The sequence below is a fragment of the Caballeronia sp. LZ019 genome, assembly GCF_031450825.1.
GTDB lineage: Bacteria > Pseudomonadota > Gammaproteobacteria > Burkholderiales > Burkholderiaceae > Caballeronia.
This window is the reverse complement of the sequence record NZ_JARTVZ010000005.1, coordinates 307,545-333,393: the sequence shown is the minus strand read 5'-3', so window position 1 is coordinate 333,393 and position 25,849 is coordinate 307,545. Positions and strand designations below refer to the sequence as shown.

The 25,849-nt window shown below is 64.5% G+C and carries 28 protein-coding genes; 22 read left to right on the top strand and 6 right to left on the bottom strand.

Going from position 1 to position 25,849, the window contains the following annotated elements:
- Position 1: 1 nt before the first annotated feature.
- Together P9255_RS14955 and P9255_RS14950 are read right to left on the bottom strand one after the other, a co-directional pair.
- Positions 2 to 721: an SAM-dependent methyltransferase gene (locus P9255_RS14955; RefSeq protein WP_309764380.1), complete on the bottom strand. Its 720-nt coding sequence runs from the start codon at positions 719 to 721 to the stop codon at positions 2 to 4.
- The gene (locus P9255_RS14950) at positions 718 to 1,353 is read right to left on the bottom strand and encodes a Maf-like protein (protein WP_309764381.1); all 636 of its coding nucleotides are present in this window, start codon (positions 1,351 to 1,353) and stop codon (positions 718 to 720) included. The genes P9255_RS14955 and P9255_RS14950 overlap by 4 nt, the downstream gene beginning before the upstream one ends.
- Positions 1,354 to 1,717: 364 nt before the next feature.
- Here P9255_RS14950 and P9255_RS14945 point away from each other — a divergent pair, with 364 nt between their 5' ends.
- The 22 genes from P9255_RS14945 to nagZ all read left to right on the top strand — a co-directional run bounded on the left by P9255_RS14945 (position 1,718) and on the right by nagZ (position 21,603).
- Positions 1,718 to 2,338 (top strand): YceD family protein, encoded by a 621-nt coding sequence (locus tag P9255_RS14945; RefSeq protein ID WP_309764382.1) that lies wholly within the window; start codon positions 1,718 to 1,720, stop codon positions 2,336 to 2,338.
- Between the two features lie 133 nt (positions 2,339 to 2,471).
- The gene (gene rpmF / locus P9255_RS14940) at positions 2,472 to 2,651 is read left to right on the top strand and encodes a 50S ribosomal protein L32 (protein WP_309764383.1); all 180 of its coding nucleotides are present in this window, start codon (positions 2,472 to 2,474) and stop codon (positions 2,649 to 2,651) included.
- Between the two features lie 138 nt (positions 2,652 to 2,789).
- Complete coding sequence (gene plsX / locus P9255_RS14935) at positions 2,790 to 3,935, top strand: phosphate acyltransferase PlsX (protein WP_309789973.1); 1,146 nt, start codon at positions 2,790 to 2,792, stop codon at positions 3,933 to 3,935.
- Positions 3,935 to 4,924, top strand: a complete 990-nt coding sequence (locus P9255_RS14930) for a beta-ketoacyl-ACP synthase III (RefSeq protein WP_309764385.1) — start codon at positions 3,935 to 3,937, stop codon at positions 4,922 to 4,924. Before plsX ends, P9255_RS14930 begins: the two co-directional genes overlap by 1 nt.
- Positions 4,925 to 5,054: 130 nt before the next feature.
- Positions 5,055 to 5,987: an ACP S-malonyltransferase gene (gene fabD, locus P9255_RS14925; RefSeq protein WP_309789972.1), complete on the top strand. Its 933-nt coding sequence runs from the start codon at positions 5,055 to 5,057 to the stop codon at positions 5,985 to 5,987.
- A 13-nt stretch (positions 5,988 to 6,000) separates the two neighbouring features.
- A complete protein-coding gene (fabG, locus tag P9255_RS14920) occupies positions 6,001 to 6,741 on the top strand; it encodes a 3-oxoacyl-ACP reductase FabG (RefSeq protein ID WP_309764387.1) in 741 nt (246 codons plus the stop codon).
- Between the two features lie 240 nt (positions 6,742 to 6,981).
- Positions 6,982 to 7,221, top strand: coding sequence for an acyl carrier protein (gene acpP / locus P9255_RS14915; RefSeq protein ID WP_004197638.1), 240 nt, complete (start codon positions 6,982 to 6,984; stop codon positions 7,219 to 7,221).
- A 146-nt stretch (positions 7,222 to 7,367) separates the two neighbouring features.
- Positions 7,368 to 8,606, top strand: a complete 1,239-nt coding sequence (gene fabF / locus P9255_RS14910; protein ID WP_309764388.1) for a beta-ketoacyl-ACP synthase II — start codon at positions 7,368 to 7,370, stop codon at positions 8,604 to 8,606.
- Positions 8,607 to 8,637: 31 nt separating this feature from the next.
- The gene (locus P9255_RS14905) at positions 8,638 to 9,102 is read left to right on the top strand and encodes a protein YgfX (RefSeq protein WP_309789971.1); all 465 of its coding nucleotides are present in this window, start codon (positions 8,638 to 8,640) and stop codon (positions 9,100 to 9,102) included.
- Between the two features lie 95 nt (positions 9,103 to 9,197).
- Positions 9,198 to 9,797 (top strand): RNA polymerase sigma factor RpoE, encoded by a 600-nt coding sequence (gene rpoE / locus P9255_RS14900; protein WP_277184115.1) that lies wholly within the window; start codon positions 9,198 to 9,200, stop codon positions 9,795 to 9,797.
- 83 nt (positions 9,798 to 9,880) lie between these two features.
- Positions 9,881 to 10,528: a sigma-E factor negative regulatory protein gene (locus tag P9255_RS14895; protein WP_309764390.1), complete on the top strand. Its 648-nt coding sequence runs from the start codon at positions 9,881 to 9,883 to the stop codon at positions 10,526 to 10,528.
- A gap of 57 nt (positions 10,529 to 10,585) precedes the next feature.
- Positions 10,586 to 11,572 (top strand): MucB/RseB C-terminal domain-containing protein, encoded by a 987-nt coding sequence (locus P9255_RS14890; RefSeq protein ID WP_309790757.1) that lies wholly within the window; start codon positions 10,586 to 10,588, stop codon positions 11,570 to 11,572.
- Between the two features lie 22 nt (positions 11,573 to 11,594).
- Positions 11,595 to 13,130, top strand: coding sequence for a DegQ family serine endoprotease (locus tag P9255_RS14885; protein ID WP_309764391.1), 1,536 nt, complete (start codon positions 11,595 to 11,597; stop codon positions 13,128 to 13,130).
- Positions 13,131 to 13,139: 9 nt separating this feature from the next.
- Positions 13,140 to 13,400 (top strand): glutaredoxin family protein, encoded by a 261-nt coding sequence (locus P9255_RS14880; RefSeq protein ID WP_309764393.1) that lies wholly within the window; start codon positions 13,140 to 13,142, stop codon positions 13,398 to 13,400.
- Between the two features lie 124 nt (positions 13,401 to 13,524).
- Complete coding sequence (lepA, locus tag P9255_RS14875) at positions 13,525 to 15,315, top strand: translation elongation factor 4 (protein ID WP_309789970.1); 1,791 nt, start codon at positions 13,525 to 13,527, stop codon at positions 15,313 to 15,315.
- A gap of 60 nt (positions 15,316 to 15,375) precedes the next feature.
- On the top strand, positions 15,376 to 16,269 hold the full coding sequence (gene lepB, locus P9255_RS14870) for a signal peptidase I (protein WP_309789969.1): 894 nt from the start codon (positions 15,376 to 15,378) through the stop codon (positions 16,267 to 16,269).
- A 141-nt stretch (positions 16,270 to 16,410) separates the two neighbouring features.
- Positions 16,411 to 17,499, top strand: coding sequence for a ribonuclease III (gene rnc / locus P9255_RS14865; protein WP_309764396.1), 1,089 nt, complete (start codon positions 16,411 to 16,413; stop codon positions 17,497 to 17,499).
- Positions 17,500 to 17,560: 61 nt separating this feature from the next.
- Positions 17,561 to 18,460 carry a GTPase Era gene (gene era, locus P9255_RS14860; RefSeq protein WP_309789968.1) on the top strand — a complete coding sequence of 300 codons (900 nt, stop codon included), beginning with the start codon at positions 17,561 to 17,563 and terminating at the stop codon, positions 18,458 to 18,460.
- 16 nt (positions 18,461 to 18,476) lie between these two features.
- Positions 18,477 to 19,352, top strand: a complete 876-nt coding sequence (recO, locus tag P9255_RS14855) for a DNA repair protein RecO (RefSeq protein ID WP_309789967.1) — start codon at positions 18,477 to 18,479, stop codon at positions 19,350 to 19,352.
- The gene (pdxJ, locus tag P9255_RS14850; RefSeq protein WP_309789966.1) at positions 19,349 to 20,122 is read left to right on the top strand and encodes a pyridoxine 5'-phosphate synthase; all 774 of its coding nucleotides are present in this window, start codon (positions 19,349 to 19,351) and stop codon (positions 20,120 to 20,122) included. The genes recO and pdxJ overlap by 4 nt, the downstream gene beginning before the upstream one ends.
- Positions 20,123 to 20,132: 10 nt before the next feature.
- Positions 20,133 to 20,537, top strand: a complete 405-nt coding sequence (gene acpS / locus P9255_RS14845; RefSeq protein WP_309764400.1) for a holo-ACP synthase — start codon at positions 20,133 to 20,135, stop codon at positions 20,535 to 20,537.
- Between the two features lie 37 nt (positions 20,538 to 20,574).
- On the top strand, positions 20,575 to 21,603 hold the full coding sequence (gene nagZ, locus P9255_RS14840) for a beta-N-acetylhexosaminidase (protein WP_309789965.1): 1,029 nt from the start codon (positions 20,575 to 20,577) through the stop codon (positions 21,601 to 21,603).
- A gap of 69 nt (positions 21,604 to 21,672) precedes the next feature.
- On the opposite strand, the gene P9255_RS14835 is transcribed toward nagZ, so the two are convergent.
- From P9255_RS14835 to earP, 4 genes are all read right to left on the bottom strand, one after another.
- On the bottom strand, positions 21,673 to 23,061 hold the full coding sequence (locus P9255_RS14835; protein ID WP_309764402.1) for a sigma-54 dependent transcriptional regulator: 1,389 nt from the start codon (positions 23,059 to 23,061) through the stop codon (positions 21,673 to 21,675).
- 183 nt (positions 23,062 to 23,244) lie between these two features.
- The gene (locus P9255_RS14830) at positions 23,245 to 23,580 is read right to left on the bottom strand and encodes a BON domain-containing protein (protein WP_309764403.1); all 336 of its coding nucleotides are present in this window, start codon (positions 23,578 to 23,580) and stop codon (positions 23,245 to 23,247) included.
- 307 nt (positions 23,581 to 23,887) lie between these two features.
- On the bottom strand, positions 23,888 to 24,445 hold the full coding sequence (gene efp / locus P9255_RS14825; RefSeq protein WP_309764404.1) for an elongation factor P: 558 nt from the start codon (positions 24,443 to 24,445) through the stop codon (positions 23,888 to 23,890).
- Positions 24,446 to 24,620: 175 nt separating this feature from the next.
- Positions 24,621 to 25,787 carry an elongation factor P maturation arginine rhamnosyltransferase EarP gene (earP, locus tag P9255_RS14820; RefSeq protein WP_309789964.1) on the bottom strand — a complete coding sequence of 389 codons (1,167 nt, stop codon included), beginning with the start codon at positions 25,785 to 25,787 and terminating at the stop codon, positions 24,621 to 24,623.
- Positions 25,788 to 25,849: the final 62 nt, after the last annotated feature.

Sequence of the window (25,849 nt, the reverse complement as noted above, 5' to 3'; positions counted from 1 at the left end):
CTTACGACGCGAGCAGCAGGAAGATCGCCGGGCGCTTGTGCAGATCGGGCGCGGCGGCATTCTTCCAGTCCGCCGCCGTGCGCGTGACGATGGTTTCGCCCGGCAGCGTCAGATCGACCGCCACGGAAATGAGCGTCGACGGCGCGCAAGCGGCGATCAGCGTATCGAGCATCGCGCGATTGCGGTAAGGCGTCTCGATGAAGATTTGCGTCTGGTTCGCCTTGCGTGACAGCTGCTCCAGCTCACGCAGGCGCTTGCCGCGCTCGCCGGGATCGACCGGCAAATAGCCGTTGAACGCGAAGCTCTGGCCGTTCATGCCCGACGCCATCAGCGCGAGCAAAATGGAACTGGGACCGACGAACGGCACCACTTTCACGCCGCGTTGATGCGCGCGCCGCACGAGCAATGCGCCCGGATCGGCGACGGCGGGGCAGCCCGCTTCCGAAACCAGGCCGGCGTCCGCGCCCGCGAGGATCGGCGCGAGCAGCCTGTCGATCTCGGCAGGCGGCGTATTGACGTTCAGCTCGCGAATTTCGATTTCCTGAATCGGCCGCTCGGTGCCGACCTTCTTCAGAAACGCGCGCGTGGTCTTCGCGTTCTCGCCGATGTAATAACCGAGCGCGGCGGCGCGCGCGCGCACCGGCTCAGGCAAGACCTGCGCGAGCGCGTCGGCGTCGCCTTCGCCGAGCGTGTTCGGGATCAGATAGAGGACGCCGCTCATGCCGCCTCCAGCATCGGGAAACCGGCGGCGCGCAGCATTTTCGTCAGCGCGATGAGCGGCAGGCCGATGAGCGCGGTGGGGTCGTCGGACTCGATCGCATCGAGCAGCGCGATGCCGAGCCCCTCCGATTTCGCGCTCCCCGCGCAGTCGTACGGCGTTTCGGCGCGCAGGTAGGTTTCGATCTCGTCGTCGGTGTAGTCGCGAAAGCGCACCCGCGTAACGATGTCGGCGGATTGCACGCCGCCGGTGCGGGCGTCGAACACGCAAAGCGCGCTGTGAAAATCGACGGCGCGGGCGCGCATCGACCGAAGCTGCGCGACGGCGTTTTCGTGCGTGCCGGGCTTGCCGATCTGGCGGCCGTCGAACGTCGCAACCTGATCTGAACCGATCACGATCGCATCGGCCGTATCGCCGATGCGTTGCGCCGCCGCCCGCGCCTTCGCGATGGACAGCCGCACGGCCGTCGCCTCGGGCGTTTCGGCGGGGAGCGGAGTTTCGTCGATATCGGGCGACATGACGTCGAAGGGAATGCGCAGGCGTTCAAGCAACTCGCGCCGATAAGGCGAACTCGACGCGAGCACGAGACGCAGGGGGCGTTTCGGCGAAAGGGTAGGCGAATGGGTAGCCGGCATGAGCGGAATTAACGTAAAACGGAAAAAGCGGTCGGACGCCGATGCAACAGCGGCGCGCCCTTAAGTGTTTGACTCGAAAGAACAAAGCCTATATGATTTTGGGCTTTTCATCGGCTGGCGGGTAAGCCTTGCTCGAGCACCGGGATGGTTGCCCGGGTTGAGCGTTGCATGAAAGCTGTCTGAGTGTGGTCTGAGCGTTGCCTGACTGTTGCCTGAGCGTTGCCTATTCGGGCAAGCCAGGCCTGCCTTCCGGTTGCGGACAGTGCATACTGAGCGCCGCGGCATGTCTGGCGCACCCGTTACACCCGGCACGCCGGCAAACGAACCCACGCAAGATTAACGAACGGCATAGGCAGGAGCGCACATGACTCAGAATCCTGGCAAACCTGCGAGCCCCGCCGATCTGCGCGCGCTCGACCTTTACGACTTCGCCGAGAACAAGCGGCAGGCGGCGGGCGCGCTGCGTGTATCGCAGTTGCCGCGCATGTTAGCCGAAGTCCCGGCGGATGCGCCAGATCGCGACACGGTGTTCACCTGGCAGGGCGAGGGTTCGACCCAGCCGGAATTGCAGGACGACGGCACGGAAGCGCCGCAGCCGTATCTGCGCCTCGCGGTGCACGGTTCGGTGTGGCTCATGTGCCAGCGCTGTCTTACCCCGTATTCGCAACATCTCGACGTCGATGCGACGTATCGGATCGTCGCGACGGAGGAAGAGGCGGACGAATATCCGCTCGACGACGATGAAGTGGAAGTGATCGTCGGCTCGCGCCAGTTCGATCTCGTCGACTTGGTCGAAGAGGAGTTGTTGTTGTCGTTGCCGCTCGTGCCGAAGCACAGCGTCTGTCCGGAAGTGCACGAGAGCCTGCTCGCGGGCAGTGAGGACGACGAGGCGGCCGAGGGCGGCGAGAACGAAGTCGAGAAACCGAATCCGTTTGCCGTGCTGGAAAAGCTCAAGAAGAGCGATCCGGACGACAAGAAGCATTGATGTGGCGGTGCGGCGAAGCAATGGCCGCGCGGCGACCTCCCGCTTCAGGCGGTGGGCCAGACGGCCCGGAAGTTCCTTCGCGAACGCGAAGTTGGGCCTGTGTTAGAATTCGCAAAATTTTTCTGGAGTAATCATGGCAGTTCAGCAAAACAAGAAGTCGCCGTCGAAGCGCGGCATGCATCGTTCCCACGACTTCCTCCCGTCGGCTCCGCTGGCTGTCGAGCCGGGCACGGGTGAAGTGCATATGCGTCACCACGTGAGCCCGAACGGCTACTATCGTGGCAAGAAAGTCGTCAAGACGAAGAACGACTAAGCGTTCGTTCTACGCATTGCTGCATGCGCGCCACCGTTTTGCGGTCGTGCGCGCCTGGCATGCTTTGACACTTTCCCGGTATGACAAGAAGGCGGCATTTCACTGCCGCTTTTTTGTGCCTGAAATTCGTCGCTTTCCATGACCGTAAAGATAACCATTGACTGCATGGGAGGCGACCACGGTCCGGCCGTGACCGTTCCCGCCGCCGTCAATTTCGTGCGCTCGCATCCCGACGCGCACCTGATGCTCGTCGGCATCGAGCAGGCCATCCGTGCGCAGCTAAAGAAAGCCAAGGCGGTCGACGAGCCGCGGCTGACGGTGGTTCCCGCGACCGAGGTGGTCGCCATGGACGATCCCGTCGAAGTCGCGCTGCGCAAGAAGAAAGATTCGTCGATGCGCGTCGCGCTGAATCTCGTCAAGGACGGCGAGGCGCAGACCTGCATCTCCGCCGGCAACACGGGCGCGCTCATGGCCGTGTCGCGCTACGTGCTCAAGACGCTGTCGGGCATCGAGCGCCCGGCCATCGCGTTCGCGATGCCCAGCCAGAAGGGCTATACCACCGTGCTGGATCTGGGCGCGAACGTCAACTGCGAGCCCGAGCACCTGCTGCAGTTCGCGGAGATGGGGCACGCGCTCGTATCGGCCATCGAAGGCCGCGAGCGGCCGACCATCGGGCTGCTCAATATCGGCGAAGAAGTCATCAAGGGCAACGAGACCATCAAGCGCGCCGGCGAGCTGCTGCGCGCGAGCACGCTCAACTTCTACGGTAACGTGGAAGGCAACGACATCTATAAGGGCACCACGGATGTCGTCGTGTGCGATGGCTTCGTCGGCAACGTCGCGCTGAAGACCTCGGAAGGTCTTGCGAAGATGCTCTCCGACATGATCAAGGAAGAGTTCACGCGCTCGCTGTCGAGCAAGGTGATGGCGCTCGTCGCGATGCCCGTGCTCAAGCGCTTCCGCAAACGCGTCGATCCGGCGCAGTACAACGGCGCGGCGCTGCTCGGTTTGCGCGGCCTCGTGATCAAGAGTCACGGTTCGGCCGAGGCCTACGGTTTTGAGTGGGCGATCAAACGCGGGTATGATGCGGTCAAAAATGGCGTGCTCGAACGCCTGGTGCGTGCGATGGAAGAGAATGCTCAGCCCGCGCGCGACGCCGGACCGAGCGCAACGGCTCCCGATGCCGCCCGTCCCGCCGATTCAGCGGGCGGCGCGGCGACTCAGCCGAACTCCCTGCCAAACCCGCCGGACGCGTCCGGCACCGCGCTACCCACGAAGGCATAATGGCTCAATCCAATCTCTACGCTCGCGTGCTGGGCACCGGCAGCTATCTGCCGTCCGAGCGCATCACGAATCAGGCATTGGCGGATCGTCTCGCGACGCAAGGTGTCGAGACCAGCGATGAATGGATCGTCGCGCGCACGGGCATCCACGCGCGCCACTTCGCGGCCCCGGACCAGACGACGAGCGATCTCGCGCTGATCGCATCGCAGAAGGCGATCCAGGCTGCGGGCATCGATCCGCAGTCCATCGACCTGATCATCGTCGCGACGTCCACGCCGGACTTCGTGTTTCCCAGCACTGCCTGCCTGCTGCAGAACAAGCTCGGTATCAAAAACAACGGCGCGGCGTTCGACGTGCAGGCCGTGTGTTCGGGCTTCGCGTACGGCATGGCGACGGCGGACAGCTTCATTCGCAGCGGGATGCATCGCACGGCGCTCGTCGTCGGCGCGGAAACGTTCTCGCGCATTCTCGACTTCAAGGATCGCACCACTTGCGTGCTGTTCGGCGACGGCGCGGGCGCGGTCGTGCTCCAGGCATCGGAAGAGCCGGGCGTGCTGGCGAGCGCGTTGCACGCCGACGGCAGCTACGCGGACATCCTCTGCACGCCGGGCAACGTGAACGGCGGCGTCGTGGCGGGCAGCGCCTTCCTGCACATGGACGGCCAGGCGGTGTTCAAGCTCGCGGTCAACGTGCTGGAAAAGGTGGCCATCGAGGCGCTCCAGAAAGCGAAATTGACGCCGCAGGAGATCGACTGGCTGATTCCCCATCAGGCCAATATCCGCATCATGCAGAGCACCTGCCGCAAGCTGCACCTGCCGCAGGAGCGCATGGTGGTGACGGTCGGCGATCACGGCAATACATCGGCAGCGTCGATTCCGCTCGCACTCGACGTCGCGGTGCGCGACGGCCGCATCAAGCGCGGACAGAACGTGCTGATCGAAGGCGTGGGCGGCGGCTTCACGTGGGGCGCGTCGGTCTTCCGCTACTGATCGGTTCATCCATCCCCTCTACTCATTCGCAACTGATCCCCTTCACGACAGCCGCCGCGCGCCGCAGGAGCGCGCGGTTCGTGCGCAGGCCGTGAAGACATCCGGATCATTCCAATTCAACGAGGACGACATGAAATTCGCGTTCGTATTTCCGGGCCAGGGCTCGCAATCGATCGGGATGCTCAACGCATTCGCCGATCACGCCGTGGTGCGCGAAACGGTGCAACAGGCATCCGACGCGCTCGGCCAGGATCTCGGCAAGCTGATCGCCGAAGGCCCGGCGGAAGAACTCAATCTCACGACCAACACGCAGCCCGTCATGCTGACCGCCGCCTACGCGATCTATCGCGTGTGGCAGACGGAAACGGGTCTCGTGCCGGCGCTCGTCGCGGGCCATAGCCTCGGCGAATACACGGCGCTGGTCGCGGCGGGTGCGCTCGCGTTCTCCGATGCCGTTCCGCTCGTGCGCTTCCGTGCCCAGGCCATGCAGAACGCCGTCCCGGTCGGCGAGGGCGGGATGGCTGCAATCCTCGGTCTCGACGACGACACGGTGCGCGCGGTGTGCGCCGAGGCCGCGTCGGCCGGCGTGGTCGAAGCGGTCAACTTCAACGCGCCCGCGCAGGTGGTGATCGCCGGCGCGAAGGCCGCAGTCGAAAAGGCGTGTGAAGTGGCGAAGGCGAAAGGGGCAAAACGCGCGCTGCCGCTGCCCGTGTCGGCGCCGTTCCATTCGTCGCTGCTCAAACCCGCTTCGGACCAATTGCGGGAATATCTCGCCAACGTCGAGGTGAAGGCGCCGGCCATTCCGCTGATCAATAACGTCGATGTCGCGATCGTCTCCGATCCCGCCGCCATCAAGGACGCACTCGTGCGCCAGGCCGCAGGTCCGGTGCGCTGGGTCGAATGCGTGCAGGCGATGGCGCGCGAAGGCGTCACGCACGTCGTCGAATGCGGGCCGGGCAAGGTGCTCGCCGGGCTGACCAAGCGCATCGACGGCAACCTCGTCGGCGGCTCGATCTTCGATCCGACTTCGCTCGAGGAAACGCGCAAACTGATCGCTGGATAAGAGAGAGAACGACATGAACTTGGACAATCAGGTAGCGATCGTCACGGGCGCATCGCGTGGCATCGGGCGCGCGATCGCGCTCGAACTGGCGCGTCAGGGCGCGACGGTCATCGGCACCGCGACGAGCGAAAGCGGCGCGGCCGGCATCGGCGAAGCGCTGGCGCAGGCGGGCGGCAAGGGCCGCGGCGCGGTGCTGAACGTGAACGACGCGGCAGCCGCCGATGCGTTCATCGACGCAACCGTGAGGGAATTCGGCGGCCTGAACATCCTCGTGAACAACGCGGGCATCACGAAGGACCAGCTCGCCATGCGCATGAAGGACGACGAATTCGACGCCGTCATCGACACCAACCTGCGTGCAGTATTCCGTCTGTCGCGCGCCGTCCTGCGCCCGATGATGAAGGCGCGCGGCGGCCGCATCATCAACATCACCTCGGTGGTCGGCTCGTCGGGCAATCCCGGTCAGGCCAACTACGCGGCGGCGAAGGCCGGGGTCGCGGGCATGACGCGCGCGCTCGCACGCGAGATCGGCAGCCGCGGCATTACCGTGAACTGCATCGCGCCGGGCTTCATCGATACCGACATGACCAAGGTCCTGCCGGAAGAGCAGCGCACCGCGCTGACCGCGCAGATTCCGCTTGGCCGGCTCGGCAGCCCCGACGACATCGCACATGCGGTGGCCTTCCTGGCGTCGCCGTTCGCGGGCTATATCACGGGCACGACGCTGCACGTGAACGGCGGCATGTACATGTAATAGGCATTTCGCCGAAATTCGCTTAATATCCGCGCGGCAGACGGGCGCGCGAAATGCTTTCACGAGCATGCGCGCACGGTCGATAGCGCGACCGCAACACACGATGCAACCCGCCGCGAGCGCCTTGATGAAGCGCAGGAGGCGGTGGAGCACGGAACTGAAGCGCCGTATTTTGCGGGACCAAACCTGATAAAATGCGCGCACTCGTATTTTTGAACTTTTATTCCCTCGGAGGGTTGCATGGACAACATCGAACAGCGCGTGAAGAAGATCGTCGCCGAACAACTGGGCGTGGCTGAAGCCGAAATCAAGAACGAAGCATCGTTCGTGAACGATCTGGGCGCTGACTCGCTCGATACCGTTGAACTGGTGATGGCGCTGGAAGACGAGTTCGGCATGGAAATTCCCGATGAAGAGGCCGAAAAGATCACCACGGTTCAGCAAGCGATCGACTACGCTCGCGCGAACGTCAAGGCCTAAGGCCGGACGCGCCGGCGACTCGTCGCTCTTCAAGCTTGAAGCACCGTCGCTGCGAAAACCGATTCAACAGCCACAGGGCACACAGGGCGGTTTCCTGTGGCCGCTGTGGCTTTTGCTTTTCGTCATTCTATGGATAAGGGGTTACCGTGAGCCGTCGTCGAGTTGTTGTTACAGGCCTTGGGCTCATTTCGCCTGTCGGCAATACCGTTGCCGACGGCTGGGCCAATCTGGTGGCGGGCAAGTCCGGCATTGCCAATATCACGAAGTTCGATGCCACGAACTTCTCGACCCGTTTCGCGGGCGAGGTGAAGGGCTTCAACATCGAGGACTACATGCCCGCTAAGGAAGCGCGCCACATGGATACCTTCATCCATTACGGCTTCGCGGCGGGCGTCCAGGCCATGCAGGACAGCGGCCTCGAGATCACCGAAGAGAACGCGGAGCGCGTCGGCGTGGTGGTCGGCTCGGGCATCGGCGGCCTGCCGATGATCGAAGTCACCCAGACCGAACTGCTCAATCGCGGCCCGCGCCGCATCTCGCCGTTCTTCGTGCCGGCGTCGATCATCAACATGATTTCCGGTCATCTGTCGATCCGCTTCGGCCTCAAGGGGCCGAACCTGTCGATGGTCACGGCCTGCACGACCGGTCTGCACTGCATCGGTGAGGCGTCGCGTCTGATCGAATATGGCGACGCCGACGTGATGATCGCGGGCGGCGCGGAAGCAACGGTGTCCCCGCTCGGCATCGGCGGTTTCGCGGCGGCGCGCGCGCTCTCGCAGCGCAACGACGATCCGTCGACGGCCAGCCGTCCCTGGGACACGGATCGCGACGGCTTCGTGCTCGGCGAGGGCGCGGGCGTGATGGTGCTCGAAGAGTACGAGCACGCGAAGGCGCGCGGCGCGAAGATTTACGCGGAAGTGCTGGGCTACGGCATGAGCGGCGATGCGTACCACATGACCGCACCGCCCGAAGACGGCGACGGCGGCCGCCGCGCAATGGTCAACGCGCTGAAAAACGCGAAGGTCAACGCCGACCAGGTCAACTACGTGAACGCGCACGGCACGTCGACGCCGCTCGGCGACATCGCGGAGACCATCGGCATCAAGCGCGCGCTCGGCGACCATGCGAAGAGCGCTGTCGTGAACTCCACGAAGTCGATGACGGGCCACCTGCTCGGCGGCGCGGGCGGACTCGAATCGGTGTTTACGGTGCTCGCCGTGCACAACCAGATTTCGCCGCCGACCATCAACATCTTCAATCAGGACCCGCAGTGCGACCTGGACTACTGCGCGAACACCGCGCGGGAAATGAAGATCGATGTCGCGGTGAAGAACTCGTTCGGCTTCGGCGGCACGAACGGCTCGCTCATCTTCAAGCGTCATTGAGCGCCACGCGCTCGCCGGATCGGGGACCGTGATGACGGGCGCGCAGGAGCATCGGCCGCATCGGGAAGCAGGCACGCTGCCGCGCATCCCGATGCGGCCGTCTCGTTTTGTGCTCGCCGCGCTCGGTGTGTTCATCGCGGTGGCCGGCGCGGCGGTCTTCGAATGTGTCGCGGGGCGTTTCGGCGCATTCGATGGCGCCGTCGCGGCGCTCGTCGCGCTCGCGCTGCTCGGGGTGGCAGCGGCGCGCTGGCGGCGTCGGCAGCCGGTGGCGATCGCGCTGCACGCCGACGGCGTGACCGTCTGGGAACGCGCGGGCGGCACGCACTATCTCGCCATCGTCGGCTGTGCCCAGTGGAGCGGGCGGCTGCTGGCGCTGACCTTGTCCGCGGGGAAAGGCAGGCCGCGCACGCTGCTGGTCGCGGCGGACACCGTCGATTCCGACACCTTCCGCCAGCTTGCAGTACGCGCCCGCCGCGCCGCGAGCGCATACCTGTAAAGACTGTAACGGCGCATGAGCGTCGGGGATAACGCGAAGACGGTAACGCTACAATAGCCGTCCGCGAACAGCCCCCATGTCAAACGGATTCCCAGGTGAGCGAAAAAGAAATCGACCAAGTGCTGGTCGAGCGCGTGCAGAAGGGCGACAAAGCCGCGTTCGAACTGCTGGTCGCCAAATACCACCGCAAGATCATTCGACTGATCTCGCGCCTCGTGCGCGACCCCGCCGAGGTCGAGGACGTCGCCCAGGACGCCTTCATCAAGGCTTATCGCGCGCTGCCGCAATTCCGGGGCGAATCGGCCTTCTACACCTGGCTGTACCGCATCGCCGTCAATACGGCGAAGAACTACCTTGCCACGCAGGGCCGCCGCGCTCCCACTTCTACCGAAGCAGATGCCGAAGAGGCGGAAACTTTCTCCGACGCCGACCAACTAAGGGATATCAACACGCCCGAGTCGATGTTGATGAGCAAGCAGATCGCGGAAACGGTCAATGCTGCGATGGCGCTGCTGCCGGAAGAACTGCGCACCGCCATCACGCTCCGGGAAATCGAAGGGTTGAGCTACGAAGAAATCGCCGAGATGATGGATTGCCCCATCGGCACCGTCAGATCAAGAATTTTCCGTGCTCGCGAAGCCATTGCGGCAAAATTGCGTCCGTTGTTGGACACTCCCGAAGGCAAACGCTGGTAGGCGGCGAAATCCACGGGACAGGGACGCGATATCTGGGTTAGTTGGTGTCACTACGGGGTGGTATCACAGGATTGGGGAGCATCATGGGGTCGGTCTCGATGCAAGCGCACGGAAATTCGCAGACACATTCTCAGGCGGGCACGCGCGGCGAGCGCATGTCGGCGTTCGTCGACGGTGAATCGCTCGACGAGATTCAAAACATCAGCCAGTTCCTTGCGGGACTGACGAGCCAGGACCGCGCGGCGTGGTCCGACTATCACCTGATTGGCGACGCATTGCGCTCGGACGATCTCGCCGAAAGCCCGGTGCGCAGCAGCGCGTTCATGTCGGCGTTCTCCGCGCGTTTCGAAGCTGAAGCGCACGTGCTTGCGCCCGCAGCGCTTCCGGCGCAGAAGGCGCGCGGCGGCTTGCTGCGCCGGCGCGTCGTGCCGGCGTTCGCGGTAGCGGCGGCTGCGGCCACGCTGACGTGGATCGTCGTGCCGCAGTTGCAGGGCGTCGGCAGTCAGTCGGGTGCGCAGGTGGCGAGCGTCGCCCAGACGGAGCCGGTGCAGCGCGTCGCGCTCGCGTCGGTGCCGGCGGTGAGCACGGCGTCGCCGGTCGTGGAAGCGAACATCATCCGCGACGCGAATCTCGATCAATATCTCGAAGCGCATCAGCAGTTCTCGCAGCAGCCTGCGATGCCCGGCTCCATGCCTCTGATTCGCGCGGCCGTGACTTCGCAGGGCCAATAACCGAGGGCGAGTGTGCGGTTGAATAAAACTAGAACCTGGGGGCGGCTGCCGGCATTGATGTTGTGCGCAGCCGCATTGTTGTCGGCGGCATCGACTTCGTTTGCCGACACCGCCGACGCCGCACAGCGCAAGACCGCGGCCAGCCTGCTCAATCGCATCCACGAGGCGGCCCAGCAGCAGAACTACGAGGGCACCTTCGTCTATCAGCGCGGCACGACGGTGCAGTCGTCGCGGATCACGCACGTCGCCACGCGCGGCGACGGCGAATACGAATCCCTCGAAAGTCTCGACGGCGCACCGCGCCGCATGTTGCGCCACGACGACGACATGGTCACGTTCGTGCCGGAGCGCCATCTGCTCGTGATGGAGCATCGGCAGAGCCGCGACTCGTTCCCGTCGCTGCTCGCGACGAGCGGGGATCAGGTGCTGAACTACTACGAGCCGAAGCTGCTGGGTAACGACCGCGTGGCGGGCGTCGAAAGCCAGGTCATCGAGCTCGATCCGAAAGACGCGTATCGCTTCGCCTACAAGCTCTGGGCCGACGCGAAAACCGGTCTTCTGCTGCGTGCCCAGACGCTCGATCCGGACGGTCAGGTGCTGGAACAGCTTTCGTTCTCGCAAGTGCGCATCGGCGGGGCCATCGACAAGGCGGCGATTGCGAACGGCATGCGCAGCACGGCGGGCTGGACGATCGTGCGGCCGCCCGTGCAGCCGGTCGACATGGAAGCGCAGGGCTGGCAGATGAAGCCGAGCATTCCGGGCTTCAAAAAGATTCGCGAACTGCGCCGGCCGATGGCGTCGAGCCAGCAGGGCCAGGCGCCGATCCCCGTCGATCAGGCCGTGTTCTCCGACGGCCTCGCCGCCATTTCGGTGTTCGTCGAGCCGGTCGAGAAGAGTTCGCGCAAGGAAGGCGCGGGCAACAGCGGCGCGACGCATGTGCTCGTGAAGCGCCGTGGCGATTTCTGGATTACCTTGCTCGGCGAAGTGCCGCAAAGCACGTTGCAGCAATTTGCCTCTACCATAGAATACAAGCCTTCCCGGTAATCGAATCCCTCGCCTCCAGCCTATGAGCTACTACTCGCTGCGCAAGTTCATCGCGGCCGCGGCGCTCGCCGTGTGCCTGCCGCTCATCTCGCATACGGCGGCGGCGGCCCCGGCGGTGAACCTGCCGGATTTCACTGCGCTCGTCGACAGGGTCGGGCCTTCGGTCGTCAATATCCGCACGACCTCGCGTGTCGGCACTGCCAACGACTTGCGCGGTCTGCCGCCCGGCCTCGATGAAGGCGACATGTCCGAGTTCTTCCGCCGCTTCTTCGGTATCCCGATGCCCGGCCAGCCGCCACGCGGTGGTGGTGGCGGCGGTGGCGGCGGTGGAAGCGGCGGCGATCAGGGCAAGGGCGGCAGCCGCAGCCTTCCGCCGGATGACAGCCAGGACAATTCGGAACAGAGCAGCGGCGTCGGCTCGGGATTCATCCTGTCAACGGACGGCTATGTGATGACGAACGCGCACGTCGTCGATGACGCCGACACCATCTACGTCACGCTCACCGACAAGCGCGAGTTCAAGGCGCGGCTCGTCGGCGTCGACGAGCGCACCGACGTAGCGGTGGTCAAGATCAGTGCGTCGAGCCTGCCGGCCATCACCATCGGCGATTCGAACAAGGTGCGCGTCGGCGAATGGGTCCTCGCGATCGGCTCGCCGTTCGGCCTCGACAACACGGTGACGGCGGGCATCGTCAGCGCGAAAGGGCGCGACACGGGCGATTACCTGCCGTTCATCCAGACCGACGTCGCGGTGAATCCGGGCAACTCGGGCGGTCCGCTCATCAACATGGCGGGCGAAGTCATCGGCATCAATTCGCAGATCTATAGCCGCACCGGCGGTTTCATGGGCATCTCGTTCGCGATTCCGATCGACGAAGCGATGCGCGTGGCCGATCAGCTGAAGACGTCGGGCAAGGTCGTGCGCGGGCGCATCGCGGTGGCTATCGGCGAAGTGACGAAGGACGTCGCGGATTCGCTCGGCCTGCCGAAGGCGCAGGGCGCGCTCGTGAGCAGCGTCGAGTCGGGCGGTCCGGCGGACAAGGCGGGCATTCAGCCGGGCGACATCATCCTGAAGTTCAACGGAACGAACGTCGAGACGGCGACCGATCTGCCGCGCATGGTAGGCGACAGCAAGCCGGGCTCGAAGGCGACCGTCACGATCTGGCGCAAGGGTCAGTCGCGCGAACTGCCGATCACCATCGCCGAAATGCAGCCGGACAAGGTCGCGAAGGCCGAGCAGCGCCGCGCCCCGCAGCCGAAGGAGCGCGCAAGCAATTCGCTCGGGCTCGCGGTGAGTGATCTCTCCGCCGAGCAGAAGAAGGCGCTCAAGCTCACGAGCGGCGTGCTGGTCGACGCCGTCGAAGGACCGGCCGCGCGCGCGGGCTTCCAGAAGGGCGACATCATCATGCGCATCGGCGACACCGATATCACGAGCGCGAAGCAGTTCGAAGCGCTCGCGCAGAGCCTCGATGCGAGCAAGATGGTTGCGGTTCTCGTGCGTCGTGGCGACAACACGCAGTTCGTGCCGTTGCGCCCGCGCGTGCCGTCGCAGAAGTAACGCCCGACGATGAGTGAGAGGCACGGCGCGCCTTTCGTCCTGTACGGGCGCGCTTGGTGTCATCTGTGCGAGGAGATGCGCGCCGAACTGGAGCCGATCGCGGCGCGCTTCGGCGTGGCGATCGAGTGGATCGACATCGACGAAGACCCGCAGCTCGAAGCGCGTTACAACGAGCGCGTGCCGGTGCTGATGCTCGATGGCGTCGAGCTGTGCCATTACCGGCTGGACGGCGATGCCGTCCTTACGGTCTTGCAGAAACGCAGCCGTTGATCCGCCGAACGCCGAAAACGCCTGACCACCCCCCTTTTCGGCTAAAATGCAGAAGTTTTCCCCAAATTTTCAAGGCGTGCTCCGCGTGTGTGAGGGCGCGCCTTTTTCGCTTGATCGGCACTGAATGAATCATATTCGTAACTTCTCGATCATTGCGCACATCGATCACGGCAAGTCGACGCTCGCGGACCGCATCATCCAGTTGTGCGGCGGGCTGTCGGATCGTGAGATGGAAGCGCAGGTGCTCGACTCGATGGACCTGGAGCGCGAGCGCGGCATCACGATCAAGGCGCAGACGGCGGCGCTGACGTACAAGGCGCGCGACGGTCAGGTCTACAACCTCAATCTGATCGATACACCCGGACACGTCGACTTCTCGTACGAAGTCAGCCGCTCGCTGTCGGCATGCGAAGGCGCGCTGCTCGTCGTCGATGCGAGCCAGGGCGTCGAGGCGCAGACCGTCGCCAATTGCTATACGGCGATCGAACTCGGCGTCGAAGTCGTCCCGGTGCTGAACAAGATCGACCTGCCGGCTGCCAATCCCGAGAACGCGATTGCCGAAATCGAAGACGTGATCGGCATCGACGCGACCGACGCCGTTCATTGCAGCGCGAAGACGGGGCTCGGCGTCGAGGACGTGCTGGAATCGCTAATTGCGAAAGTGCCGCCGCCCAAGGGCGATCCGGACGCGCCGGTGCAGGCGCTGATCATCGACTCGTGGTTCGACAACTACGTCGGCGTCGTGATGCTCGTGCGTATCGTCAACGGCACGCTCAAGCCGAAGGACAAGATCAAGATGATGGCGACCGGCGCGCAATACCCGGTCGAGCATCTGGGCGTGTTCGCGCCGAAGTCGACCAACCTCTCGCAGTTGTCGGCGGGGCAGGTGGGATTCGTCATCGCGGGCATCAAGGAGCTGACGGCCGCCAAGGTCGGCGATACGGTCACCGTCGCGAATCGGCCGGCGCAGGAGCCGTTGCCGGGCTTCAAGGAAGTGAAGCCGCAGGTGTTCGCGGGCCTCTACCCGGTCGAAGCGAACCAGTACGACGCACTGCGCGAATCGCTCGAGAAGCTGAAGCTGAACGACGCCTCGCTGCAGTTCGAGCCGGAAGTCTCGCAGGCGCTCGGCTTCGGCTTCCGTTGCGGCTTCCTCGGCCTGCTGCACATGGAAATCGTGCAGGAGCGGCTCGAGCGCGAGTTCGACATGGACCTCATCACCACGGCCCCGACGGTGATTTACGAGGTCGTGCAGCGCGACGGCACGACCATCTCCGTCGAAAATCCGGCGAAGATGCCGGAGCCGTCCAAGATCGAGGAAGTGCGCGAGCCGATCGTCACCGTGAACCTCTACATGCCGCAAGAGTATGTGGGCTCGGTCATCACGCTGTGTACGAACAAGCGCGGCTCGCAGATCAACATGCAGTATCACGGCCGCCAGGTGCAGCTTACCTACGAAATTCCGATGGCGGAAATCGTGCTCGATTTCTTCGATCGCCTGAAGTCCACGTCGCGCGGCTATGCGTCGATGGACTACGAGTTCAAGGAATATCGCGCGGCGGATGTGGTGAAGGTCAACATGCTCATCAACGGCGACAAGGTCGATGCGCTCTCCGTCATCGTCCATCGTTCGCAAAGCCAGCATCGCGGCCGCGAAGTCGCCTCGAAGATGCGCGAGTTGATTCCGCGCCAGATGTACGACGTGGCCATCCAGGCGACCATCGGCTCGAACATCATCGCGCGCGAGAACATCAAGGCGCTTCGCAAGAACGTGCTCGCGAAGTGTTACGGCGGCGACATTACCCGCAAGAAGAAGCTGCTCGAGAAGCAGAAGGCGGGCAAGAAGCGCATGAAGCAGGTCGGATCGGTCGAGATTCCGCAGGAAGCCTTCCTCGCAATCCTGCGCGTGGACGAATAATGTCCGCGCGCCGCGAGGCGCAGAACAACAACAACCGACGATAACAACCGGAAGCGTTTGATGAATTTCGCACTGATTCTCTTGATCCTCGTCCTCGTGACGGGTATTGCATGGGTGCTCGACAAACTGGTCTTTCTGCCGGGACGCCGCCGCGCGGCGGATGCCGCAGTCGCCGAGTTCGACCGCCAGCAGGAACGCGTCGGCGAGCGCTTCGCCGACGAAAACGCGGCCGAAACGCGCGCGCGTCTGCGCGGCGAGCGGCTGCGCCAGCCGTGGTGGCTCGAATACACGGCTAGCTTCTTCCCTGTGATTCTCGCGGTGTTCGTGGTGCGCTCGTTCATCGTGGAGCCGTTCAAGATTCCCTCCGGCTCGATGGTGCCGACGCTGCTCGTCGGCGACTTCATTCTGGTGAACAAGTACGAGTACGGCCTGCGTCTGCCGATCACCAACACGAAGCTGACCGAGGGCAAGCCGCTCACGCGCGGCGACGTGGTGGTGTTCCGCTATCCGAAGGACGAGTCGGTCGACTACATCAAGCGCGTGATCGGCCTGCCGGGCGATACCGTTGCCTATGAGAACAAGCATCTGACCATCAACGGCAAGCCGGTGCCGGAAGCGGCGCAGCCCGACTATTTCGACGACGAGCGCATCGGCTATGCAAAGCAGTTCGTCGAAGATCTCGACGGCCGCAAGAACGCCATCCTCAACAATCCGCAAGTGCCCCCGTTCGTCGTCGGCGCGGACGATTTCCCGTACCGCGACAACTGCGTCTACAACGCGCAAGGCGTGACCTGCAAGGTGCCGCCGGGCCATTACTTCATGATGGGCGACAACCGCGACAACAGCGCCGACAGCCGCTACTGGGGCTTCGTCCCGGACAAGAACATCGTCGGACGCGCGTTCTTCATCTGGATGAACTTCAGCAACCTGAAGCGCATCGGCTCGTTCCAGTGATGCTTCGCGTGCGCCGCCGTCACTGCGCCGGCGCGCGCTTCGAAACGGCGTGAAGAAGCGCGGCTAACACCGTCTCGCCATGCGTTTTCCCGGCCCGCCGGGCGGAATCAGCCGCCTTGGCGGGCGCGTTATACTCTGTCCATGCCATCTTCTCCGTTGGAAAGCCGGCTGCGGTACGAATTTCGCAATGCGGAATTGCTGCGCCAGGCGATGACCCACCGCAGTCACAGCGCCACGCACAACGAACGGCTCGAATTTCTCGGCGATTCCGTTCTCAATTGCGTGGTGGCTGCGCTTTTGTTCCAGCGATTCGGCAAGCTCGACGAAGGCGATCTGTCGCGCGTCCGGGCGAATCTCGTCAAACAGCAGTCGCTTTATGAAATCGCTCAGGCGCTGAACGTCTCCGAAGGGCTGCGTCTCGGCGAAGGCGAACTGCGCAGCGGCGGTTTCCGCCGCCCGTCGATTCTCGCGGATACCCTCGAAGCCATCTTCGGCGCCATCTTTCTCGACGGCGGTTTCGACGCCGCGCACACCGTCATCAAGCGTCTGTACACGCCGGTGCTCGATCACATCGATCCGCGCACCATCGGCAAGGACGCGAAAACGCTGCTGCAGGAATATCTGCAGGGCCACAAGATCGCGCTGCCCACTTATACGGTCGTGGCGACGCACGGCGCGGCTCACAACCAGCAATTCGAAGTCGAATGCTCGGTACCGAAGCTCGACGTGAAAGTGTCGGGCTCGGGCGCGAGCCGTCGCGCGGCGGAACAGGCTGCGGCAAAGACGGCGCTCGACCAGGTGATGGCCGCTGCGCCGACGCTCGGCGTGAAACCGAAGCGCAAGGGCGCGCGAGCGGCGAAGCTCGCCCAGGCGGACGTGATGCCGAGCGGTATCGGCGTGCAGGCCGCGCTCGATCTGCGCTCGCCGGACCGGCGCGAGCGGGAACGGGAACGCCCGCGCAGTCATGCGGCGGACGAGCCGCACGACACCGCGCCGCTGGCCGTGATCCGCGCGACGCATGTCGAACCGTCCGCCGGCGCGTATGCTGCCGCCGACAAGCCGGAGCGGCACCTGATCCATCGTCCCGAAAAGGCGGAGAAGGCGGAAAAAGCGGCGAAGAGCGAAGCGGCTGAGGCATCCGCCGAGCGCGACGAGTCCGACACGAACAGCGGCGCGAGCGCCGACGCACCGGCCAGCCGCGTCGTGCGCGCCGCCGACGCCGGCCACTGACGCGCGCACGCGCATCGCGTCTCACGCTCGAGACGCCAACGAATCCAGGCTGCACAACACTATGAACGCTCCCACATCTTCCGGTTTCCGCTGCGGCATGGTCGCTATCGTCGGCAGGCCGAACGTCGGCAAATCGACGCTCATGAACGCGCTCGTCGGCCAGAAGGTGAGCATCACGTCGCGCAAGGCGCAGACGACGCGCCACCGCATCACCGGCATCAACACGATCGACGACGCGCAGTACGTCTTCGTCGATACCCCCGGCTTCCAGACGCGCCACAGCGGCGCGCTGAACCGCTCGCTGAATCGCGCGGTGACGTCGACGCTGACATCGGTCGATGCGATCCTCTTCGTGATCGAAGCCGGCCGCTTCGGCCCCGACGATCAGAAAGTGCTCGACCTCATTCCGACCGGCACGCCCACGCTGCTGATCGCCAACAAGCTCGACCGCGTCGGCGACAAGGATTCGCTCTTTCCGTTCATGCAGCAGATGTCCGCCTTGCGCGACTTCCGCGAGATTGTGCCGCTGTCGGCGAAGCACCCGGAAGACATCAAGCGCCTGATGTCGGTCGTGAAGCCGTATCTGCCGGAAGGCGAGCCGATCTACGGCGAAGACGACCTGACGGACCGCAGCGAGCGCTTCCTCGCTGCGGAAATCCTGCGCGAGAAAGTGTTCCGCTGGACCGGCGACGAGTTGCCGTACACGAGCACGGTGCTTATCGACAAGTTCGAGACCGAAGGCCGCCTGCGCCGCGTGTTCGCGACCATTCTCGTCAACCGGGACACCCACAAGGCGATGATCATCGGCCAGAAGGGCGCGAAGCTGAAGCAGATCAGCACCGAGGCGCGGCTCGACATGGAGAAGCTGTTCGACGGCCCCGTGTACCTCGAAACCTTCGTGAAGGTGAAGAGCGGCTGGGCTGACAACGAAGCTGGCTTGCGCGCCTACGGCTACGAATGACGCATGGACCGAACTCATGGACGCCGGCACCCGCGACGCGTGGATGACACCGCCCGCCGACAGTCGTCCTGACGACGACTTCGACGCCAGCGAGCGGCCCGTTCCCAAGCGCCGCCGGGCGGCTGCGTCCCCGACCGGCAGCGCGGCCAGGGCGAAACCGCGCGCCGCGCCGCGCTCAGATTTTCGCGTGAGCGAGCAGCCGGGCTTCGTGCTGCATAGCTATCCCTACCGCGAGACGAGTCTCGTCATCGATGTCTTCTCGCGCGATCACGGCCGCATCGCGCTCGTCGCGAAGGGCGCGAAGCGTCCGCATTCGGCGCTGCGCGGCGTGCTGCAGACGTTTCAGCCGCTCGGGCTCTCGTGGACGGGCAAGGGCGAAGTCCGCACGCTGACCACGGCGGAATGGGTCGGCGGCATGCTGCCTCTGACCGGCGACGCGCTTCTCTGCGGTTTCTACGTCAACGAACTGCTCGTGAAGTTCTGCGCGCGCGAGGACCCGCATCCGGCGCTCTTCAATCATTACGTGCTGACGCTTTCGCGCCTCGCGCACGGCGAACCGGCCGTGCAGGTGCTGCGCTCCTTCGAGCGCGTGCTGTTGCGCGAAACGGGCTATGCGATGGCGCTCACGCGCACGGTCACGCGTGAGAGCGTGGTCGCGGAAGGCCGCTACATGTTCGATCCCGAGCGCGGCGTGCTCGACGCGTCCGATGATCTTCCCGCGCAATGGCCGGTGATCGCCGGGCAGACGCTGATCGACATGGAGCGCGACGACTACAGCAGCGGCCAGACCGCCGTGCAGAGCAAGACGCTGATGCGCTTCCTGCTCAATTACCACCTGGGCGGCGCGCCGCTCGCCACCCGTCAGATTCTGATCGACCTGCAAAACCTATGAGCTTCTTTCTCTCATCGCCCGCGAGCGTGATCGATCTGGGCGTGAATATCGATCACGTCGCCACGTTGCGCAATGCGCGCGGCACGTCCTATCCCGATCCGATCCGCGCCGCGCTCGCCGCCGAGGAAGCAGGCGCCGACGCGATCACGCTGCATCTACGCGAGGATCGCCGTCATATCGTCGATGCCGATGTGCGCGCGCTGCGTCCGCTTCTCAAAACGCGCATGAATCTCGAATGCGCGGTGACGCGCGAAATGCTCGACATCGCGTGCGACATCCGGCCTCAGGATGTCTGCCTCGTGCCGGAAAAGCGTGCGGAACTGACGACCGAAGGCGGTCTCGACGTCGCCGGCCAGTTCGAAGCGGTGAAGGCCGCGTGCAGGCAATTGGCCGATGCGGGCATCCGCGTGTCGCTGTTCATCGATCCGGACGAGACCCAGATTCGCGCGGCGAAGGAAGCGCTCGCGCCGGTCATCGAACTGCATACGGGCCGCTATGCCGAAGCCCACGACGAAGCGGGGCAGCAGCGCGAGTTCGAACGCGTCGCGACGAGCGTCGATTTCGGCAATGCGCTCGGCCTCAAGGTCAATGCCGGCCACGGCCTGCACTATACGAACGTGCAGCCGATCGCAGCGCTCGATGGCATCGTCGAACTGAACATCGGCCATGCGATCGTCGCGCACGCGATCTTCGCCGGCTGGGACAACGCGGTGCGCGAGATGAAGGCGATCATGGTCGCATCGCGGCTCGCGTCGCAAACGAAACGCTGAGCGCGGCATCATGGCGATCTACGGAATCGGCACGGATCTCGTGCAAGTCAGCCGCGTCGCGGCGGTCATGGAGCGCACCAAAGGGCGCTTCGCCGAGAAGGTACTCGGCCCCGACGAACTGCGCATCTATCACGCACGCCGCGCGCGCTCCGAAGTGCGCGGTCTCGCGTTCCTTGCGACACGCTTTTCCGCGAAGGAATCGTTCTCGAAGGCGATCGGCCTCGGCATGCGCTGGCCGATGACCTGGCGCGCGCTGCAAACGCTCAACGAGCCGAGCGGCAAGCCGATGGTCGTGGCGTCGGGCGAACTGGCCGAATGGCTCGCGCAACGCGGCATCACCGCGCAAGTCACCGTCACCGACGAGCGCGACTATGCGGTGACCTTCGTCGTCGCCGAAGTCGCGGACAAGGCGTGACACCAATCAACCACGATAAGAACATCCATTGAATTCGATGAAACGCACTCCCGGCCCCGTCATGCTCGACGTCGCCGGCACGACGCTCTCCGACGCGGATATCGAGCGCATCTCGCATCCGATGACCGGCGGCGTGATTCTCTTCAAGCGCCACTTCGAGGACCGCGCGCAACTCGTTGCGCTGACCGATGCGATCCGCGCGGTGCGCGACGACATCCTGATCGCCGTCGATCACGAAGGCGGACGCGTGCAGCGCTTCCGCACCGATGGTTTCACGGTGCTGCCCGCGCCGGCCACGCTCGGCGCGTTGTGGGACCGGGACGTTCTCGCGGCCACCAGAGCGGCGACCGCTTTCGGCTATGTACTCGCGTCGGAATTGCGCGCGTGCGGCATCGACATGAGCTTCACGCCGGTGCTCGATCTCGAGTACGGCCAGTCGCAGGTGATCGGCGATCGCGCATTGCACAGCGATCCTCGCGTCGTGACGATGCTCGCGAAGAGCCTGAATCACGGCCTCGCGCTCGCGGGCATGGCGAACTGCGGCAAGCACTTCCCGGGGCACGGCTTCGCATCGGCGGATTCGCATGTCGCGCTGCCCACCGACGATCGCCCGCTCGACGACATTCTCGCCGCCGATGTGCGCCCCTACGACTGGCTCGGGCTGTCGCTCGCGTCGGTGATTCCGGCGCACGTGATCTACACGCAAGTCAACGACAAGCCCGCAGGCTTCTCGCGCATCTGGCTGCAGGACATCCTGCGGGGCAAGCTGGGCTTCAACGGCGCGATTTTCAGCGACGACCTTTCGATGGAAGCCGCGCGCGCGGGCGGCACGCTCACCGAAGCCGCGACTGCCGCGCTGACGGCGGGCTGCGACATGGTGCTGATCTGCAATCAGCCGGAAGAGGCTGGCAAGGTGCTGGAGCAACTCCGCTTCACGCCGGCGAAGGCATCGCAACAGCGCATCTCGCGCATGCGTGCGCGCGGCAAGGCGTTGCGCTGGAGCAAGCTGCAGAATCAGGCGGAGTACTGGGCGGCGCGGGAACTGGTCGCAAGCGCGTTGAGATGAACTCCGCGGGACGAAAAAAAACGCCACGGCATTTCGAATGCCGTGGCGTTTTTCAATCGACCGCACAACTTACGATTCGAGCTTCATCCGCTGCAGCTTGTTATAGAGCGTCTTCGGGCTGATGCCGAGCAGCGTCGCCGCGCGATGCCGCGTCCCGCCGACCGCTTCGAGCGTCGCGCGAATCAGCATGTCTTCGACGTCCGCCAGCGCGGTGCCGACGGTCACCTGCACGCTGCTGCCGTTCAGGCCGCGTCCGCCGGGGCCGCCTTGCTCGTCGGCACGGAGCGTTTCGATGGTTTCGCCCGATGCGTGATACGCGCGCCGCACGCGATCCCGCATTTCGCGCACGTTGCCGGGCCAGTCGTTCGCGATGCACTCGCGCAGGAACGACGGGCTGATGCGCTTCGGCGATCCGCTCGTGATCCCGGCGATGTGATTTTCGCGATTGAGTTCATCGACGAATTGCTCCGCCATCAGCGCGATGTCGTCGTCGCGTTCGCGCAGCGGCGGCAGCATGATCGACGATGCCGATAGTCGCTGGAACAGGTCCTCGCGCAGCGCGCCGCTCGTCACCGCGTCGCGTGCGGGCGTACGGGACGATGCGATCAGGCGGAAGTCCGTCATGATGCGGTTGCTGCCGCCGACGCGCATGAACGTCTGCGAATCGAGCGCGCGCAGCAACGCTTCCTGCTGCGCGGCGGGCAGGGAATCGATCTGATCGAGAAAGAGCGTGCCGCCGCCCGATTGCTCGAGCAGGCCCGGCTCGCGGTTCTCCGCGCCGGCGAACGCATTGCGCTCGTGGCCGAAGAGAATGCTTTCCATCGAACGCTGGGTGCCGTCGGTGCGCGCGGTCGAGCAGTCGAAACTGACGAACGGTCCCTTGCGGCGGCGGCTCAACTGGTGAATCGTGCGCGCGGCCAGCTTCTTGCCCGTGCCCGGCTCCCCACAGATGAGCACGGCGGCTTCGGTCGGCGCGGTATGTTCGATCTGATCGTAGACGTGCTGCATGACCGCGCTGCGGCCGAGCATGTCGCCGAAGTGGCCCAGTTCGCGCAGCGTCGAGCGCAGCGACTGCACCTCCTCCGTCAGCTCGTAGGGACGCGGAATCCGTGCGAGGAGGCTGCGCAGGCGCGGGATGTTCACCGGCTTCAGCAGGTAATCCCAGATGCCGTGCCGCAAGCCTTCGATCGCGCTTTCGACCGTCGCGTTGCCGGTCATCACGATGACGGGCAGCGCGCCGTCAGGCGGTTGCGAGGGCAGGCTCGGCAGCAGGTCGAGCCCGCTGCCGTCGGGCAGGTTCAGGTCGATCAGCACGACATCGGGAATGAAGCGCGTCAGCGCGGCGCGCGCTTCGGCGAGCGTGGTCGCGGTATCGACGGAAAAGCCGTCCGCCGACAGGATCGCGGACAGGCCGGACAGGCTATTGGGATCGTCTTCGACAATCAGTGCGTGTGGCATGGCAGACACAACGTATCAAAAGAGACTGTAATTGCCGTTGCAGCATGCGTCGCCGGGCAAAGGCGACGCTTGGAACTCGGGCGCTCGTGGGCGGGCTGCGGCGCCTTGTCGTGCTCGATGGCGCGGCGCGTTGGGTCCCGCTGCGGTTTGTTCTTGTCCTGCGCTTGAATTTCGACTACTGCGTCATTGCGGCTTGATGTGCAGATCGTTGCTGATGGATTGCACGCCCGACACGCTGCGGGTTACGGCGACGGCCTTCTGAATCTGTTCCTCCGAATTCACGTTACCGGACAACTGAACGACACCGCGATACGTCGCCACGCTCACCGCGAGCGACTTCAATCCCGGATCGGCGAGAAGCGCCGCTTTCACACGCGCGGTCACCGAAGCGTCCGACGCGTAATCCGCGGACGACTCACCGCCCGACGTGGACTGGCATCCCGGCATCGAAGCGAAGGCGGGCAATGCGAACGCCGCGACGATGATCCATCGGCCAGCGCGGGAACGCTGAGTTTGCATCTCGTGACATCTTCAGTCGGGATGTGCGGATCGAGCAGAAATCGTGCCAATTCGTCAGACGGTGCGCGCGCGGGGCGTGGTGTCGCATGTAACGCAACAAAAACAGTCACATAGAATGGATGCGAGGCCGGCTTGCTACACAAACTGTTTGCTTGCAAGCGGTAAAGTTTGCCTGAATTTGTCAAAAAATTCATGCAAAAGAAAAAGCGCCCGCGATGGGGCGCTTTTATCTAAGCGTGGACAGGCGGTTCCGTAACCGCCGTCCGCCGCCGGCGTGGCCGGCGTAAGGCTTACGCGATTGCCTGCTTTAGGCGCGGCTGCGGTATTCGTTCGTGCGCGTGTCGATTTCGATCTTGTCGCCGATGTTGCAGAAGAGCGGCACTTGCAATTCGAAGCCGGTGTTCAGCTTTGCGGTCTTCAGCACCTTGCCCGACGACGTATCGCCCTTGACGGCCGGTTCCGTGTAGACGATCTCGCGAACCAGCGTGGTCGGCAGTTCGACCGAAATGGCCTTCTCGTTGTAGAACACGACTTCGCACGCCATGCCGTCTTCGAGATAGTTGAGCGCGTCGCCCATCATTTCTGCTTCGACTTCGTACTGGTTGTAGTCGGCGTCCATGAAGACGTACATCGGATCGGCGAAGTACGAGTACGTCACTTCCTTGCGGTCGAGCACGACGACGTCGAACTTGTCGTCGGCCTTGTAGACCGTTTCCATGCCGGCATTGGTCAGCAGGTTCTTGAACTTCATCTTCACGACCGCTGCGTTACGGCCGGACTTGTTGTATTCGGCACGCTGCACCACCATGGCATCGCTGCCGATCATGACGACGTTGCCGACGCGGAGTTCTTGTGCGGTCTTCATAAAAACTGGGTCCTTACGATTGAATTTGGCTTGAGTGTTGCCGTGGATTGCTGATCTGCGGATTGGATCGATTCGGGCGGAGCGCCGTGCGTAGTCAGTGAAATTTGGCCCGCGCTCGGATAACCGCTTATTTTAACTGAGTTTTTGCTTATTTGGCCAGCCGGCGGGCGTGGCTTCAGCCGCCCATGCGTGCGGCCACGTGCGCGACGAGGTTGCCCGCCAGATCGCCGACGCCCGCCAGTTCGTCGGCCCATTGCGAAGCGCGCGCCGCGAATTCGCCCCGATGCCGCCAGAAATCCGCCCAGTCGGGCGTTCCCGCGCCGTTCCACGTGTGCCAGAAGCGATCGATCGCAGCGCGCGCCGTCGGCGAGAGTCCGCTCGTGTAGTGGGCGAGGGCGGCATCGAGTTTCGGGAGATGCGCGTCGTCGGCTTGCGGGTAGATGTGCCACACGAACGGTTTGCGCGCCCATTGCGCGCGCACGAACGAGTCTTCGCCGCGCACGAAGTTGATGTCGGCGGCCCACAGCAGTTCGTCGAAACGCGGCTGCTCGACGAAACCGAGCGCATGCGCCTGCAACGCGCCCGCATGCGCCGATGTCCCTGCGGCGAACTTCGGCAGGCCGAAGAAGCGCGCGACCGCGCCCGAAATGCGGCCTCCCGGCACGAGCAGCACGACCGGCGAAGTGCCATCGCGCCACTGCGCGAGCAGCGCATCGACGGCGGGGTTCTCGTAGGCGAAAAGCGAAATCACCGTCGATGCCGCCTCCGGCCGCTCGATGCCGACGCGCTCGCGCCACCACGCCGCGGCATCGAAACGTTCGCGGGCCGCATCGAGCCCGCGCTCCTTCAGCACGCCGCCCGTGCCCGCGCCGAGACCGGGGAAGAAGAAGCTCTTCTCGAGCGGAAAGCGCGGATGCGGCGACGGCCGCATGTGGAAGTCCGCAACCCAGTCTTCGCCGCTCAGATATTCGAGGTTGACCCAGACGGGCTTCGGCGCGCGACGCGCCATCGCGGCGACATAGGCATGGGGGATCTCACAGGCGAACGCTTCGATGACGACATCGGCGATAGCGAGCGCGTCGCCCGCATGCGCCGGCTCGCGCCAGTGCTCGATGACGACGCCCGCCGCTTCTTGCCGCGCGCGCGACGCATCGACGGCGGGACACAGCGCGTGGAAAGCGGTGAGATCGTCGACGAACAGCCGCACGCGCCAGCCGTGCTCCGCGCGCAACTGACGCGCGAGCCGCCAGCACACGCCGATATCGCCGAAGTTGTCAACGACCGCGCAGAAGATATCGCAGGCGAGTTCCTGGCCTGCTTGATGCGACAGGGGCGTGGACATGGCGGCATGAGCGGCGGCGAGACCGCGTCGTAATGTTCTAAACTGGCGATTCTAAGACACCG

Bases quoted from the DNA above. Each gene is read 5' to 3' on its own strand.
- earP (WP_309789964.1), bottom strand. From the start codon at position 25,787: ATGTCCACGCCCCTGTCGCATCAAGCAGGCCAGGAACTCGCCTGCGAT.
- P9255_RS14890 (WP_309790757.1), top strand. From the start codon at position 10,586: ATGTTGTGCGCAGCCGCATTGTTGTCGGCGGCATCGACTTCGTTTGCC.
- era (WP_309789968.1), top strand. From the start codon at position 17,561: ATGAACGCTCCCACATCTTCCGGTTTCCGCTGCGGCATGGTCGCTATC.
- P9255_RS14880 (WP_309764393.1), top strand. From the start codon at position 13,140: ATGAGTGAGAGGCACGGCGCGCCTTTCGTCCTGTACGGGCGCGCTTGG.
- P9255_RS14950 (WP_309764381.1), bottom strand. From the start codon at position 1,353: ATGCCGGCTACCCATTCGCCTACCCTTTCGCCGAAACGCCCCCTGCGT.
- P9255_RS14945 (WP_309764382.1), top strand. From the start codon at position 1,718: ATGACTCAGAATCCTGGCAAACCTGCGAGCCCCGCCGATCTGCGCGCG.
- fabG (WP_309764387.1), top strand. From the start codon at position 6,001: ATGAACTTGGACAATCAGGTAGCGATCGTCACGGGCGCATCGCGTGGC.
- lepA (WP_309789970.1), top strand. From the start codon at position 13,525: ATGAATCATATTCGTAACTTCTCGATCATTGCGCACATCGATCACGGC.
- lepB (WP_309789969.1), top strand. From the start codon at position 15,376: ATGAATTTCGCACTGATTCTCTTGATCCTCGTCCTCGTGACGGGTATT.
- P9255_RS14830 (WP_309764403.1), bottom strand. From the start codon at position 23,580: ATGCAAACTCAGCGTTCCCGCGCTGGCCGATGGATCATCGTCGCGGCG.
- rnc (WP_309764396.1), top strand. From the start codon at position 16,411: ATGCCATCTTCTCCGTTGGAAAGCCGGCTGCGGTACGAATTTCGCAAT.
- nagZ (WP_309789965.1), top strand. From the start codon at position 20,575: ATGAAACGCACTCCCGGCCCCGTCATGCTCGACGTCGCCGGCACGACG.
- rpmF (WP_309764383.1), top strand. From the start codon at position 2,472: ATGGCAGTTCAGCAAAACAAGAAGTCGCCGTCGAAGCGCGGCATGCAT.
- P9255_RS14955 (WP_309764380.1), bottom strand. From the start codon at position 721: ATGAGCGGCGTCCTCTATCTGATCCCGAACACGCTCGGCGAAGGCGAC.
- P9255_RS14885 (WP_309764391.1), top strand. From the start codon at position 11,595: ATGAGCTACTACTCGCTGCGCAAGTTCATCGCGGCCGCGGCGCTCGCC.
- recO (WP_309789967.1), top strand. From the start codon at position 18,477: ATGGACGCCGGCACCCGCGACGCGTGGATGACACCGCCCGCCGACAGT.
- P9255_RS14835 (WP_309764402.1), bottom strand. From the start codon at position 23,061: ATGCCACACGCACTGATTGTCGAAGACGATCCCAATAGCCTGTCCGGC.
- P9255_RS14930 (WP_309764385.1), top strand. From the start codon at position 3,935: ATGGCTCAATCCAATCTCTACGCTCGCGTGCTGGGCACCGGCAGCTAT.
- acpP (WP_004197638.1), top strand. From the start codon at position 6,982: ATGGACAACATCGAACAGCGCGTGAAGAAGATCGTCGCCGAACAACTG.
- pdxJ (WP_309789966.1), top strand. From the start codon at position 19,349: ATGAGCTTCTTTCTCTCATCGCCCGCGAGCGTGATCGATCTGGGCGTG.
- acpS (WP_309764400.1), top strand. From the start codon at position 20,133: ATGGCGATCTACGGAATCGGCACGGATCTCGTGCAAGTCAGCCGCGTC.
- P9255_RS14895 (WP_309764390.1), top strand. From the start codon at position 9,881: ATGGGGTCGGTCTCGATGCAAGCGCACGGAAATTCGCAGACACATTCT.
- efp (WP_309764404.1), bottom strand. From the start codon at position 24,445: ATGAAGACCGCACAAGAACTCCGCGTCGGCAACGTCGTCATGATCGGC.
- plsX (WP_309789973.1), top strand. From the start codon at position 2,790: ATGACCGTAAAGATAACCATTGACTGCATGGGAGGCGACCACGGTCCG.
- fabD (WP_309789972.1), top strand. From the start codon at position 5,055: ATGAAATTCGCGTTCGTATTTCCGGGCCAGGGCTCGCAATCGATCGGG.
- P9255_RS14905 (WP_309789971.1), top strand. From the start codon at position 8,638: ATGACGGGCGCGCAGGAGCATCGGCCGCATCGGGAAGCAGGCACGCTG.